This is a genomic window from Sporosarcina sp. NCCP-2716 (assembly GCF_023707985.1).
Lineage (GTDB): Bacteria > Bacillota > Bacilli > Bacillales_A > Planococcaceae > Sporosarcina.
Map to the genome: position 1 here is coordinate 48,601 of NZ_BRCF01000004.1, position 12,641 is coordinate 61,241.

12 protein-coding genes are annotated in these 12,641 nt (G+C 57.5%); 7 read left to right on the forward strand and 5 right to left on the reverse strand.

All coding sequences use genetic code 11. The annotated features are described in order from the left end of the window. Positions 1 to 32: 32 nt before the first annotated feature. Positions 33 to 1,946 carry a mechanosensitive ion channel gene (locus NFU03_RS07580; protein ID WP_251637560.1) on the forward strand — a complete coding sequence of 638 codons (1,914 nt, stop codon included), beginning with the start codon at positions 33 to 35 and terminating at the stop codon, positions 1,944 to 1,946. A gap of 45 nt (positions 1,947 to 1,991) precedes the next feature. Here NFU03_RS07580 and NFU03_RS07585 read toward each other — a convergent pair whose 3' ends face one another. The 5 genes from NFU03_RS07585 to NFU03_RS07605 form a co-directional block, all read right to left on the reverse strand. Beyond that, positions 1,992 to 2,627 carry a response regulator transcription factor gene (locus NFU03_RS07585; protein WP_251637562.1) on the reverse strand — a complete coding sequence of 212 codons (636 nt, stop codon included), beginning with the start codon at positions 2,625 to 2,627 and terminating at the stop codon, positions 1,992 to 1,994. After that, entirely contained in the window at positions 2,602 to 3,645 is a 1,044-nt protein-coding gene (locus NFU03_RS07590) for a sensor histidine kinase (RefSeq protein WP_251637564.1), read from the reverse strand. Before NFU03_RS07590 ends, NFU03_RS07585 begins: the two co-directional genes overlap by 26 nt. Beyond that, on the reverse strand, positions 3,642 to 4,343 hold the full coding sequence (gene liaF / locus NFU03_RS07595; RefSeq protein WP_251637565.1) for a cell wall-active antibiotics response protein LiaF: 702 nt from the start codon (positions 4,341 to 4,343) through the stop codon (positions 3,642 to 3,644). The genes NFU03_RS07590 and liaF overlap by 4 nt, the downstream gene beginning before the upstream one ends. Before the next feature lie 208 nt (positions 4,344 to 4,551). Further along, complete coding sequence (locus NFU03_RS07600) at positions 4,552 to 5,160, reverse strand: PspA/IM30 family protein (protein ID WP_251637567.1); 609 nt, start codon at positions 5,158 to 5,160, stop codon at positions 4,552 to 4,554. A gap of 13 nt (positions 5,161 to 5,173) precedes the next feature. Then, a complete protein-coding gene (locus NFU03_RS07605) occupies positions 5,174 to 5,521 on the reverse strand; it encodes a lmo0954 family membrane protein (RefSeq protein ID WP_251637568.1) in 348 nt (115 codons plus the stop codon). Positions 5,522 to 5,721: 200 nt separating this feature from the next. Between NFU03_RS07605 and NFU03_RS07610 the strand changes: the two genes are divergently transcribed. The 6 genes from NFU03_RS07610 (at position 5,722) to NFU03_RS07635 (ending at position 12,640) form a co-directional block, all read left to right on the forward strand. Next, positions 5,722 to 6,870, forward strand: a complete 1,149-nt coding sequence (locus NFU03_RS07610; protein ID WP_251637570.1) for a thiolase family protein — start codon at positions 5,722 to 5,724, stop codon at positions 6,868 to 6,870. Positions 6,871 to 6,945: 75 nt separating this feature from the next. Next, on the forward strand, positions 6,946 to 8,553 hold the full coding sequence (locus tag NFU03_RS07615) for a long-chain fatty acid--CoA ligase (RefSeq protein ID WP_251637572.1): 1,608 nt from the start codon (positions 6,946 to 6,948) through the stop codon (positions 8,551 to 8,553). Positions 8,554 to 9,012: 459 nt separating this feature from the next. Beyond that, the gene (locus tag NFU03_RS07620) at positions 9,013 to 9,624 is read left to right on the forward strand and encodes a DedA family protein (RefSeq protein ID WP_251637573.1); all 612 of its coding nucleotides are present in this window, start codon (positions 9,013 to 9,015) and stop codon (positions 9,622 to 9,624) included. 6 nt (positions 9,625 to 9,630) lie between these two features. Continuing rightward, positions 9,631 to 10,458 carry an undecaprenyl-diphosphate phosphatase gene (locus NFU03_RS07625; RefSeq protein ID WP_251637574.1) on the forward strand — a complete coding sequence of 276 codons (828 nt, stop codon included), beginning with the start codon at positions 9,631 to 9,633 and terminating at the stop codon, positions 10,456 to 10,458. 135 nt (positions 10,459 to 10,593) lie between these two features. Then, positions 10,594 to 11,295 (forward strand): response regulator transcription factor, encoded by a 702-nt coding sequence (locus NFU03_RS07630; protein WP_251637575.1) that lies wholly within the window; start codon positions 10,594 to 10,596, stop codon positions 11,293 to 11,295. Further along, the gene (locus NFU03_RS07635) at positions 11,285 to 12,640 is read left to right on the forward strand and encodes a sensor histidine kinase (RefSeq protein WP_251637576.1); all 1,356 of its coding nucleotides are present in this window, start codon (positions 11,285 to 11,287) and stop codon (positions 12,638 to 12,640) included. The genes NFU03_RS07630 and NFU03_RS07635 overlap by 11 nt, the downstream gene beginning before the upstream one ends. Position 12,641 lies beyond the last annotated feature (1 nt).

The following is a 12,641-nucleotide window of genomic DNA, read 5'->3' on the forward strand; positions in this document are numbered from 1 at the left end:
TAGCAACCTACTAAATAGAATGGAGGATATCAATGTTCAGAGATCCCTACTACGCAAGCATCTTTAGCTGGCTGCCGGACTTGATACTCGGAATTATTGTACTGATCATCGGCTTCATCATCGCTAAAGTGCTTGAAAACATCGTCGTCAAGGCGATGAAGAAAGGCCGTGTCAATGAGCGGCTTAATATGCAGGACAAAAAATGGAGCGCCGACCGGATTGCCGGGAAGGTGGTATTCTTTGGCGTTCTGCTGCTGACGGTCCTCATCTTCTTCAATATGATGAACCTCAATCCGATCGCTGCGCCGTTCTTGGGCGTATTCGCCGGCTTCAGCGGTGCCATTCTCGGCATCTTGAAAGCGGCACTCATTCTCCTGCTCGCGTATGTGCTCGCCACTGTCGTGAAAAAGCTGGTCATGTCGGCCGGCCGCAAAGTGGATGTGCACAAAGCGGTATCGAAGACAGGCGGATCACCGGAATCGGTGAACAAGGACCAGTGGGTTAGCACCGCCGCCAATATTGCATTCTATGGAATTCTGCTGCTGTTCATCCCCGCAGTGCTCAGTGCGCTCGGCTTGAGCGGTGTCAGCGGACCGTTCGAACACCTGCTGACAGGGTTCATCGCATTCATCCCGAAATTGGTCGGGGCTGCCCTGATCTTCGCGATCGGTTATGTCGTCGCGAAATTGGTGCGCACGATCGTTACGAAACTGCTTGAATCCGTCGGTGTCGACAAGATGGCAGACCGCCTGCACCTGTCTTCTGCCGTGCAGGGGACGAGCGTCTCCAAAGTGATCGGGACGATTGTATTTGTCCTGATCCTGATTCCAGTGACGATTTCCGGCCTGGAAGTCCTTGACCTGGAAGGCATTTCACAGCCTGCGATCGCGATGCTGAACGACATCATGATCATGCTGCCGCGTATCCTTATCGCGATTGCCCTCGTGTTCGTCGGTGTCTATGTCGCGAAATTCGTCAAGAAGATTGTGGGGCAGCTGCTGTCGAACCTCGGAGTGGATTCGCTGTCGGGCAAGCTCGGCGTGAAATCAGGGGACCATTCGTCTTCAAGCTTCAAGGTGTCGTCCATCATCGCGACGATTGCCCAGATTGTCGTCATCCTGCTGTTCGTCGTGGAAGCCCTGCAGATCGTTCAGCTTGCATTCATGGTGACACTCGCAACCGCGATCTTCGCTTACTTGCCGATGGTCGTTGCCGCTGTACTGATCCTGGCTGTCGGCTTCTGGCTCGCCAACCTTGCTGAACAGTTCATCGGCAGTGTCATGAAAACGCAATCGGGCACACCGCACATCCTGCGCTTCGTCGCGAAGTATGCAATCCTTGCGTTCGCGTTCTTCATGGCGCTCAGTCAGCTCGGTATCGCGCCGGCTATCATCAACGCGGCGTTCATCCTCATCTTAGGAGGCGTAGCGCTCGCCTTCGGACTCGCCTTCGGTCTCGGCGGACGCGACCATGCGTCACGGTACTTGTCGAAGATGGAGTCTAGTCTGCAGGACGCTGACGTCTCGAAGGAAAAGTGGGAAGAGAAGAAAGAAGAGATGAAACAAGATGCACGCGCTGCGAAAGCGGAAGCGAAATCGGGGGTTCGTGAAACGCGTTCCGATATGCATCAGAAGAAACAGGAGATGAAACGGGCATCCGATCAGGCACAGCAGCCGGTCAATCCGTCCGATGAAATACCGGAAGATCCGGAACAGAGCCTGAAAGGGCCGGCGTATTCGGACGTTCCGACGCACGATCTGCCGGACAACTTCGGCGGAACTGATCCGGTGCCGTTCACCGAAGAAGAGACGGACACGGGCTATAACGAAGCGGAACCGGGCGAGGAGTATCCATACGGCGAACAGAGCCGCCGCAGCCGGTTCAACAAGGAAGCCCACGACCAGTGGAACAACCAGAAACCGAAAGACGACCGGAATTTCGATTAATTGAAAAAAAGGCGCACAGCGGGAATCACTCCGCTGTGCGTCTTTTCATTTGGCCAGCTGGTGCTGGAACGCGTAGATGACCGCCTGTGTGCGGTCCTGCACGCCGAGTTTCGACAGGACGTTGCTGACGTGGGTCTTCACCGTCTTCAGGGAGATGAACAATTCATCCGCAATTTCCTGGTTGGACCGGCCTTTCGCAAGCAGCAGCAATGTCTCCAGCTCGCGTTCAGTCAAGCTTTCGTGCGGCGGCTGATCAGGCGTGCCGCTGCGCATCTTTTCCATCATCTTCGTCGTCACCTCGGGCTCGAGCACGGTCTGTCCTCCGACCGTGTCACGGATTGCCTGCGCAATCCGCGCGGCATTCGACGTCTTCAATATGTAGCTCGCCGCGCCGGCTTCGAGAGCCGGATAGACTTTATCGTCGTCGAGGAAACTGGTGACGACTATGATTTTTGCTTCCGGCCATTGCCGGATGATTTCTTTTGTCGCCTGCGCACCCGTCATGACGGGCATGACCATATCCATCAAAATGACATCGGGCCGCAGGGCGAGGGCTTTCTCGACTGCTTCGCCGCCGTCCGCCGCCTCCCCGACAACTTCCATATCCGCCTGCATGCCGAGATAGGCGGAAACGCCGATGCGTACCATTTCGTGATCATCTGCGAGCAATATCCGTATCATGTCCATCCTCCTCCAGTCGGATCGGTAATTTCACTTCGACGATCGTCCCTTGCGAAGGCACCGAGACGATCTTGCAGACGCCGCCAATTTCGACTGCGCGTTCCTTGACGTTCTGCAGCCCATACGAGCCGCCCCGCTCCGCTGTATCGTTGAAACCGACACCGTTATCCTGCACACGGAAGATGGCCAGACCTTCCCGGCTGATGAACAGCACATCGACTTCGGTCGCCTGGGCGTGCCGCAATGTGTTTGACAGCGTTTCCTGTGCGATGCGGAATAAATGATCTTCGGCTCCTTTCGACAGGGGAACGTCCTCCAGGCGGTAGCGAATCGTGAACGTCACTTTTTCCTTGAGCTCGAGCAGCAGCTCCTCGAGCCCTTCCTTCAGCGATTTGCTGTTCAGCACAGCGGGCCGCAGGTGAAGCAGGAGCGCCCGCATTTCGAGCTGCGCCTGCTGCACCATCTTTTCCGCCTGCAGGAGCGGTTTCTGCAGCGGGGTATCCCCGGGCTGCTCCGTCATGGACGACAGCAGCATCGAAGCGGCGAACAGCTGCTGGGAGACGGAATCGTGCAATTCGCGCGCCAGCCGCTGCCGTTCCTCGATGAGCCGTTCCTGGATGATCTGGTCCTGGTCTTCCGCGCGCTGATCGGTCATACGCTGAAGGCTCCGCTTCTGGGTGTCCAGCACTTCGGAAATCGCAGCGATCGACCGGTTCAGTTTGCGGGACAGCCCCTTCGTCGATGGCTCCGGATCTTCCTCCGCGAGCTGTGCCAAGCTGCGTTCCACCGCTTTTTCACGTCCGCGCGCGATGCTGTACATCCAGCTGGAAAACAGCCAGCCGAGCAGGACTGGCGTGCCGGCGAGCCAGACGCCTAGCGGGATTTCGAGGAATTCATCCTCATAAAGCTGGTGCCACTCAAGAACCGGTGCGTATTCGATGAGTCCGTAGACACCCGCCGCGCAGACGAGGAGGAACGCCGTCGACAGCAGTACGCCACGCCAGAACAATCCGCTCATTTCCGGATCACCTCGACATCCCCGAACCGGACAGATACCGAAATGATCAGTTCCGCTTCGGTGCCGATCGGCCGGTCGTAGCCGTCTTTCATGTGGACGGACTCGTTCAGCAGCCGCTTCGGTCCGAGGTCGAACAGCCGGCATTCGCCGAACAGGGCGGAACAATGGACGCGGACCGGCAGATCATAAGGCAGCTCGATCTTCACACGTCCGAGCCCCTGCCGGATGGAGATGAACGATGTCCGTTTCGGCAGCACCGTATCCGTGACATCGATGTAGAAATCACCGAGGATTCCCTGCACGTGGACGTCCTGCCACTCATAGGAAGTAAATGGCGTGGACTGCGCCGAGAACAGCCGGTTTTTCCAGATGCCGTTCGGTGTTTCGCGTTTCAACCCCGTCAAAGGACGCATGATCTCCTCAGCAGGTGTGCCTTTCCAGAGCCGGATCACGACATACAGCAGCACACCGAATATAAGCAGACGCAGGCTCCAGAGGGACAGCAGTGCAATGAGGATGAACACCCCGCCACTGATGACGACCCATTTGGAGCGTTGGTGAATACCGAAATAAAGGGCAAGGGCCCCGAGAAAGAAGAAGATGACATTGCCGTTGCCGAACAGCCCGGCTTCGACGAAGATGAGCAGTATGAATGCCATGAGCCAAAGTGTGATCCGTTCCGTTTTTGTCCGTTTCAAGCTGCATCCTCCCCTTTCTCAATGTCCTTGCCGGCGATGAACCCGTTCGTTTCATGGGATTAACCGCTCGTTTCTCATGCCGAACCGCTTGTTACACCGATCTAACCGCTCGATTCCCGGGGCGAACCGCTCGTTTCCATCAAAAAGAGCTGCCGGGTGGGCGGTACATACCGCCCCGGCCCGGTCAGCTGCCTGCTGTCCTATCAGTTTACACGATTTCCGTGATGCTTGCTTCTTCGGCGGACAGTTTTTCCAGCCGCTGCCGCATGGACGCGACGTCGCCGGGTGTTTTCTCCATGTCGTCGGAAACGCCGTCCTGGGCGGGCGTCAGATCCGCGTTGAAGATCTGGTCCATCCGGTGATTCGCACGGGACACGTTCTCGTTGCCCATCAGTTTCAGCCGGCGTACGCGCATGTCCTGCACACGGTGCTTCATGTTCTCGAAACGGCGTTCCAGCTGGATCATCGAATCCACCGTCTCCTCTGCGAGCGCCCGCAGCTCATCGCGGCGGCGCCGGTAGTTTTCGGTTTCGTCGGCCGCATAGCGGATGAGCTCTTCATCGCCAGAAGCTTCCGCGAGCCGAAGCTGTTCGGCGCGCCGGTCCGTCATCCGCTCCGCTTCCTGCTGTTCCTTGACGATTTCGTCGCGCAGCACGCGCTGCCTGTCGAGGAGCACCCCGACCGCCTTCGTCTGCTGCTCCGCTTCGCAGATCGTTTCGTTCAAACGGTCGGCAGCGTTCTCCGATGATTTCTTCTGGGCGAATTTCTCCAAGTCTTCCTGTACGGCGAACTTGAATTTATACCATAATGTGTTCATCATAACTTCCTCCTTATTTTGTGAATTCATTCCATTGTTTTTCGAATTTGGCGAACGGATCGGTTTCTGCGTCAAGGATGTCGCGGTTTTTGCCGACTTTCCAGGACCGCCATGCATAGTAGGCGCCTGCCGCTGCCAGCAGTCCGATGAACGCCGGGATGTTGGAAATGCCGGTCAGGACACCGAACAGCATGATGATCCCCCAAAGGATGCGTCCGAGCGCCGAGTCGCTTTTCCGGAAGTAGTGCCAGCCGAAAAATGCGGCTGCGGCCGAAAGGGCAAGTGCTGCGATGGAGCCGATGTTGGCGATAGCGACGATAGCTGCGAGGATTCCGAGTCCTGCAAGTAGGAACTTTTTCATGAGTGAACGTGCCTCCCTTCGTTTGTAAGTCCATCATAGAACGGATCCGCGCTCTACCAAACGGGCGCGGTACGGAGTTTCATCTCAGCCTTTAGACTGAGATTGCAAAGCACTCATTCATTCTCCTGTTGAAACCGCTTTCATAACTTGGTATAGTTATTGGAAAACTATGACGATTAACTCGTGAAGGATGTGCTCATATGACGGAAACAGTGATTGTGGCGGGTGTTCGGACGCCAGTGGGCCGGAGGAAAGGCAGCCTGTCCGGTACGCGGCCGGACGAACTGGCGGCCCTCGTGCTCGACGAACTGATGAAACGGGCAGGTGTACCGAAAGAGGAGACGGACGATATCATCCTCGGATGCGTGACGCAGTCCGGCGAACAGGGCGGCAATATTGCACGGACGGCCGGGCTGATCGGCGGATTTCCGGTGACGGTCCCCGGCGTCACGATCGACCGGCAGTGCGGCTCCAGCCAGCAGGCCGTCCACTTCGCATCGCAGGCGATCGATTGCGGCGATATGGACGTCGTCATTGCGGGCGGTGTCGAGAGCATGACGCGTGAACCGATGTTTTCCAACATGCATGCCGCAAAACCTAGCGGCAAGCTGACCGCGCGGTATGAAATCATCAATCAGGGTTTGTCCGCGGAACGGATTGCAGAGAAGTGGGGGCTGACCCGGGAGGCGCTCGACAGATACGCGCACGACAGTCACCGGAAGGCTATCGAAGCGATCGGCAGCGGCCGGTTCGAACCGGAGATCGTCCCAGTACCGGTTGCCGGTGCAGACGGAGGGACACGCCTGTTTTCTGTCGATGAAGGCCCTCGCCCCGAATCGACACCGGAGACGCTTGCCGGCCTCCGCACCGTCTTCGACGAAAACGGCGTCATCACAGCTGGAAATGCGAGCCAGATGAGCGACGGCGCCTCCGCGGTACTGCTCATGAGCCGGGGGAAGGCCGACGCGCTCGGCGTCCGGCCGCTCGCGCGGATCATAGCCAGGACAGTTGTCGGCTCGGACCCGACGCTCATGCTCACCGGGCCGATCGAAGCGACCCGGAGCGTCCTGCAGAAAGCTGGATTGTCAATCGATGACATCGACTTATATGAAGTGAATGAAGCCTTCGCCCCCGTGCCGCTCGCCTGGCTCGCCGAAACAGGGGCCGACCCGGCGAAGCTGAATGTCAACGGCGGTGCGATCGCACTCGGCCATCCACTCGGCGCAACGGGGACGAAACTGATCGTTTCGCTCATGCACGAGCTGAAGCGGTCGGACGGACGTTACGGACTGCTCGCAATCTGTGAAGGGATGGGCATGGCGAACGCGACGATCATTGAAATGCTGTAAGTGGTGCGTGCATAGGATGGACAGAGTGTTCCTGTACGGTGCACGAAAAATCGAAGGATAAGGGAGAGGGCCAGTATGATGCAAACGCCATTGAATCTGACGTCATTCATCCGCAGGGCTGAACAGTTTTTTCCGGAGAAGCTTATCATTTCACGCACAGCCGCAGACACGATCCACCGGATTCCATACCGGGAATTCGCAAAACGGACACGGAAACTGGCCGATGCGCTGACCAAGCTCGGCATGTCTCACGGGACGAAAGTGGCGACGTTCGGCTGGAACCACCACCGCCACCTGGAAGCATATTTCGGCGTCCCGTGCACCGGCGCAATCCTGCACATGGTCAATATCCGCCTGTCCCCCGAGCATATCGCCTATGTTGTGAACCATGCGGAAGACGAAATCATGCTCGTCGATGACAACCTGTTCCCGCACCTCGAGAAGCTCGCACCGCTGCTGAAGACAGTGAAACATTACGTCATCATGGGCGACAGCAAGGATATCCCGGAGACCGACCTGCCGAACGTCCACGCATATGAAGCGCTGCTCGACGAAGCGTCCGATGCGTTCGAGTTCCCGGAGGATCTGGATGAAAACACGCCCGCCGGCATGTGCTACACATCCGCGACGACGGGCAATCCGAAGGGCGTCGTCTATACGCACAGGGGAATCGTGCTGCACAGTTATGCTTTAGGCCTCGCCGACGCGATGGGGCTGCAGGAGCGTGATGTCGTCATGCCGGTCGTCCCGATGTTCCACGTCAACGCCTGGGGGATGCCGTTCGCCGCAGTGTTCTTCGGGTCGACGCAAGTACTGCCGGGGCCGGGTCTGGTCCCCGATCTGCTGCTGGATCTGATCGAACAGGAAAAGGTGACATTGACCGCGGGAGTGCCGACGATCTGGCTCGCCGTGCTGAAAGCTCAAGACGCGAAGCCGCGTGATCTGTCGTCGCTGCGCGCAATCGTCTGCGGCGGCTCGGCGTCGCCGAAAGGGCTCATCCGCGCTTTCGAAGAGCGCTACAAAGTCCCGTTCATCGTCGGCTACGGCATGACGGAAACGTCTCCGCTCGTCAGCCTGTCCGTGCTGACATCCGGCATGGACGGTGTCTCGATGGATGAAAAAGTGGATTTGCGTGCACTGCAGGGGCTCATCATGCCCGGCCTCGACGTGAAAGTCGTGAACGAAAACGGCGAAGTGCCGTGGGACGGCAAGACGATGGGAGAGCTAGCCGTCCGCGGTCCATGGATTGCGGATGAATACTACAAAGATGAACGGACGGCAGAAGCGTTCCGCGACGGCTGGCTCTATACGGGGGACATCGCCGTCATGACGGACTTCGGCTACCTCAAGATCACCGATCGGACGAAGGACCTAATCAAGAGCGGCGGCGAATGGATCTCGAGTGTCGACTTGGAGAACGCCCTGATGACACATGACGCTGTTTTCGAGGCAGCGGTCATCGCGGTGCCGGACGAGAAATGGCAGGAGCGCCCGCTCGGAGTCGTCGTGCTGAACGAAGGCCAGGCGGCGGATGACGCGATGAAAGCGGAACTCCTCGGCTATCTGGAAGGGCAGTTCGCGAAGTGGTGGGTGCCCGACGACATTGTGTTCATGGAAGAGATCCCGAAAACGTCCGTCGGCAAGTTCCTGAAAGCGGAGCTGCGCAGACAGTTGAATGAATGAAAGGAGACCCGTCCGGCTGCCGGACGGGTTTTCTTGAGGAGATCTGTCATAGGAAGGCGGGGAGTTTCGTACATTGCAAGAGTGGCGGGAAACCTGGGTTGCCGGCAGGCGTCATTATGTCAGGCCGGCGATTGGGAGGCGGGATTTATGAGCGGAACCGCAAGTTTATGAGCGTTTTCCGAGATTTATGAGCGGAACCGCAAGTTTATGAGCGTTTTCCGAGATTTATGAGCGTTTTCCGAGATTTATGAGCGGAATCGCAAGTTTATGAGCGTTTTCCGAGATTTATGAGCGGAATCGCAAGTTTATGAGCGTTTTCCGAGATTTATGAGCGAAATCGCAAGTTTATGAGCGGTTTCCAACGTTTTATGAGCACAATCCCATGATTCACACACAAACTCAAGCTTTTCCGATCCCCCTGGATTCGGTATGATGAATACAACGGAAGGGAGGGCGCGGATGGAGGGCTGGATCCTGGCCGTGCTGGAAGAATACGGCTATATCGGAGTGCTGGCACTGATTCTGATCGAAAACCTGTTTCCGCCGATCCCGTCTGAGCTCATTTTGACGTTCGGCGGCTTTCTGACCGTCACCCGCGGGCTGTCGGCCGGCTGGATGATCACCGCTGCGACCGCTGGTTCCGTCATCGGCGCCATGCTGCTGTACGGAGTCGGCATGTTCATGGACACGGCGCGACTCGAAAAAATAGCGGACCGGCACGGACGCTGGCTGCGCATCACGCGCCACGACATCCGACGGGCGGATGCCTGGTTCGCCAGGCACGGCCCGTGGACGGTGCTCGTCTGCCGCGTCGTCCCGCTCGTCCGCAGTCTCATTTCAATCCCCGCTGGCATGGCGGGTATGAACTTCCCGCTGTTCCTTCTATTGACGGCACTCGGCAGTCTCGTCTGGAACAGCATCCTGATCGGCCTCGGCATGCAGCTCGGTGCCCACTGGCATGTTGTTGTCGGCTATATGGAAACCTATTCCGCCGTCATCTATGCACTTCTTCTGGCCGGAGGGGGTTACGCGTGCCTCCGGTACATCGCCTTTTACAGAAAGCAGAGGTAACACACTATGGACTTATTTGAATTCCTGAAAGCCCTCATCCTCGGATTCGTCGAAGGGATGACCGAGTTTGCGCCCGTGTCATCCACCGGACACCTGATCATCGTCGATGACATGTGGCTGAAAAGCGAAGAGTTTCTCGGCAAGTATCCATCCATCACGTTCAAAATCGTCATCCAGCTCGGCTCGATCCTCGCTGTCGTCGTCGTCTTCTGGAAGCGGCTGTTCAGCCTCATCGGCCTGTACAAAGTCGACGGGCAGCCCGCAAGCAAAAGCTTCAACCTGCTGCATGTCATCGTCGGCATGCTGCCGGCCGTCGTGCTCGGTTTCGCCCTGAAGGATCTTATCGATGACTACCTGTTCGGCGTGGAGACGGTGATCGTTGCCCTCGTGGCAGGGGCGATCCTCATGCTCGCAGCCGACCGTTTCGGGCCGAAGAACCCGCCCGTGCAGTCACTCGACCAGATTACATACCGGCAGGCATTCACCGTAGGACTCGTCCAGTGCCTCTCCCTGTGGCCTGGGTTCTCACGCTCCGGTGCGACGATTTCAGGCGGCGTCCTGTTCGGCATGAACCACCGGACAGCGGCGGACTTCACGTTCATTATGGCCGTTCCGATCATGATGGGGGCGAGCCTCGTCTCCGTCCTCAAAAACTGGGAATACTTATCGCTCGACCATATCGGGTTCTACATTGTCGGATTCGTGAGCGCATTCGTCTTTTCCCTGCTGTCGATCCGCTTCTTCCTGTCACTCATCTCCAAGATCAAGCTCGTGCCGTTCGCGATCTACCGGATCGTCCTGGCCGCCATACTCGCTGTCATCGTATTTCTATAAAAGAGGTTCCCGCTTCGAAACAAGCGGGACCTCTTTTTTTTCAGCCCGCCGATAACCTGATAGAATGAAAGAAAACAGACAGGCGCCGAATGGACAGTGCGCCTGCTGTGCACACGAAAGAAAAGGGGAACTGACATGGCAGATCGACTGCTCATCATCGAAGACGAAGAAAGCATTGCCCGCGTCCTGCAGCTGGAACTCGAGTTTGAAGGCTATGAAGTAGCGGCGTGCCACACAGGGACGGACGGGCTCATTAAATATCGGGAGGAAGAGTGGGATCTCGTCCTCCTCGACCTCATGCTGCCGGGGCTGAACGGGCTCGATGTACTGCGGCGGATCCGGGCAGACGGCACGATGACGCCGGTCATCCTGCTGACGGCGAAAAGCGATATGGAAGACAAAGTGACGGGACTCGACCTCGGCGCCAACGATTACGTCACGAAACCGTTCGAAATCGAGGAACTGCTTGCGAGGATCCGTGCAGCGCTCCGGTTCTCCGCGAAAGGGACGGCCGAAGAGGATACACATCTCCACGAAGTGAACGGGCTGTCCATCCACGACCAGACCCGGGAAGTGCGGAGGGACGGGGTGCCGATCGAGCTGACGCCGCGGGAATATGACCTGCTGTTCCACCTGCTGACCCATCCGAACCAGGTGCTGACACGTGAACAGCTGCTGGATGCCGTCTGGGGCTTTGATTATTACGGTGACACGAATGTCGTCGATGTCTACATCCGCTACGTCCGCAAAAAGATCGACCGGGACAGCGGTCCGTCCTTCATCCATACGGTGCGGGGAGTCGGGTACGCGCTGAAGGATGCACCGCATGAAGCTTAAAACGAAGATCCATTTCCTGTCGACACTGATGATGCTGATCCTGCTCATCCTGAGCAATCTCGGAATCTACTTCACGTTCGACAAGCGGCTGCATCATACTGAGTATACGCAGCTGCTCGGCAGTGCCAAGGAACTGACCGTCGCCCTCAGCAAGATGACGGACGAAGAGGAGGCGGAAATCGTCCTGCGCGCCTATGTGCCGCCAAACGGTGCGCTGCGTGTCGCCGGAGCGGACGGCGATGACATTTTGACTGTACAGTCGATGGAAGGCTACGACAAAAAATTCCCGGTGCCGACGAAGGACGAAGCGTTCACGATTGTGCCGTACGAAGGATACGAGGCGCTGTCCATCGCCATTCCGACAATCTGGCCGACCGGGGAAGTCGTCCAGCTGCAGATGACGCAAGTGCTGACTGATCTGAAAGCGAATCTGGGGCTGCTGCGCGTCGTCATGGTCGGAATCACACTGCTGGCCATGATCCCGATCATCATTTCGAGTATGACGCTCGGCCGCATCGTCACCCAGCCGATCGAAAAACTGATCCTGGCGATGACAGCGAGCCGTCGTTCGGGCACATTCCAGCAGATCGCCGTGCCGGAGAACGGCAAGGATGAACTTGCGCAGATGGGTCAGACGTTCAACGAGCTCATGATCCAGCTGGAACAGAACTACACGAAACAGGAGAAATTCGTCTCGGACGCTTCCCACGAACTGAAGACGCCGATCACTGTCATCGACAGTTACGCCCGTCTGCTGCAGCGGAGAGGGATGGACAAGCCGGAAATTGCAGAAGAGGCACTGACTGCGATCCGCAGCGAGACGAAGCGTATGACCGAAATGATCGAACAGATGCTCAACTTGGCGCGTAATAACGAACCTGCGTCCTATCTCTTTGAACCGGCGGATATCCGGTCACTGACGGGAGAGGCCATCCATATGATCAGCCGCGCCTACAATCGGCCGATCCGTCTTACCGCACCGTCCCGGCTGGAGGCGACGACGGACAGTGCGCATCTGAAGCAGCTCATCCTCATCCTGCTGGACAATGCACGCAAATACAGCGAACAGCCGATCGACGTGACAATCGCCGAAGAAGAGACAGTCGTAAGGATTTCGATCCGGGATCACGGCAAGGGGATTCCGGCGAAAGACATCCCCTTCCTGTTCGACAGATTCTACCGGGTCGATGAAGACCGGAACCGGAAAACAGGCGGCACGGGACTCGGCCTTGCGATCGCCAATGAAATCGCCATCGGTCTCGGCGCGAAACTCGATATCGAAAGTGAAGAAGGGGACGGGACGGAAGTGACGATCCGCATCGTGAAACACCCCGCTTCTCAGTGAA